Below are 1,680 nucleotides of genomic sequence, written 5' to 3'. Positions count from 1 at the left end.
TTGGCGGTGATTTGGCAAGAGCTGCTGGGTGTTGAGCGGGTTGGGCGTCGGGATAACTTCTTTGCACTGGGAGGCCATTCGTTGCTGGCGACCCGGCTGGCGAGCCATATCCGGCAGCAGCTGGGTGTGAATGTGGCACTGCGCTCCTTGTTTGAGCACAACGACCTGGTGGGTCAGGCAGCGTTGGTGGTGCAGACAGAGCAGGGTGAGGCGATACCGGCGATCGTGCCGGTGCAGCAGGAAGGACCTTTGCCACTATCCTTTGCGCAGCAGCGCTTGTGGCTGCTGGATCAGATCGAAGGCGGCAGCCGTCATTACCATATGCCGGTGGTGCTACAGCTGCGCGGCGAGCTGGATAGCGTGGTGGCACAGCAGGCTTTGCAGCAGATAGTGCAGCGGCACGCGGTGCTTAGAACCCGCTTTGCAATGGATGCGGATGGCGAGCCTTATCAGGAGGTGCGTGAAGATGCGCAAATAATCTTGCAGATGGAGGATGTGCAGGCTTTAGAGAGCGATGCACAGGCCTCGGCGGTGCGGGCCCTGATGGCCTCGGCGTTGGAGCAGCCGTTTGATTTAAGCCAGGACCTGATGTTGCGAGTGCTGCTGATCCGACAGTCGTTGGATGAATATGTGCTGGTGACGAATATGCACCATATTGCGTCGGACGGTTGGTCGATGGGCGTGCTGGTGAAGGAGTTTGTCGAGCTGTACCGAGCGGGCGTCGAGGGGATAAAGGCGGAGCTGCCGGAGTTGACGGTACAGTATGGGGATTATGCTGCTTGGCAGCGCGATTATTTGCAGGGGGAGGTGTTGGAGCGTCAGCTAAGTTACTGGCGGGAGCAGTTGGCTGATGCACCGGTGCTGCATGGTTTGCCGCTGGATAAAGTGCGTCCGAAGCAGCAAAGCTTTGTTGGCAGAACGGTACAGAGTGAGCTGGGAGTGGCGCAGACGCAGGGTCTGAAGCAGCTTTGCCAGCAAGAAGGCGCGACCTTGTTTATGGGGTTGCATGCGGTGTTCAGTGCACTGTTATCACGCTACAGCAATGAAACGGATATCGTGGTAGGTAGTCCGGTGGCGAACCGTGAGCAGTCGGAGGTAGCTGGTTTAATTGGCTTTTTTGTCAATACGTTGGTGCTTCGAAGTGAGGTCTCGGCGAATGCGGGGCTGGTGGATTTGGTTCGTCAGAGCAAGGAGCGTTGTCTTAGCGCCTACGCGCATCAGCAGGTGCCGTTTGAGAAGTTGGTGGATGTGCTGCAGGTTGAGCGCAGCCTGAGTCATCATCCGCTGTTTCAGGTGATGTTGGTGTTGCAGAACAACGAGGTGACCGAGTTGACGTTGCCGGGTCTGACGTTGTCGCCGATGGCGAGTGCAGAGGACAGTGCGAAGTTTGACTTAACGCTGACCGTGCAGGAAGTCAATCACATACTGCAACTGAGCTGGAACTACAACAGCGACTTGTTTGAGGCTGCGACGATAGTGCGGATGGCGGAGCACTTTACTCGTTTGGTGACCGAAGCTTTGCAGGCACCGACCACGTCGGTGCATGGGCTGGAGTTACTGAGTGGCGGGGATATGGACCAGTTTAACCACTGGAACAACACAGCAACAGAGCACCCGGTAGCTTCGTTGCTGCATGAGCCGTTTGAAGCCATGGCCCGGCAGTATCCTGCAGCGATTGCA

At 57.1% G+C, this 1,680-nt stretch carries 1 protein-coding gene; it reads left to right on the top strand.

Annotated elements, in window-relative coordinates; all coding sequences use genetic code 11:
* On the top strand, positions 1–1,680 hold a 1,680-nt coding region (locus tag BLW37_RS18540; protein ID WP_245785792.1), incomplete at both ends, for a condensation domain-containing protein.

It is taken from the genome of Alkalimonas amylolytica (assembly GCF_900107845.1).
In the GTDB taxonomy this organism is placed as follows: domain Bacteria; phylum Pseudomonadota; class Gammaproteobacteria; order Enterobacterales; family Alteromonadaceae; genus Alkalimonas; species Alkalimonas amylolytica.
This window is presented reverse-complemented; position numbering and strand designations above follow the sequence as displayed.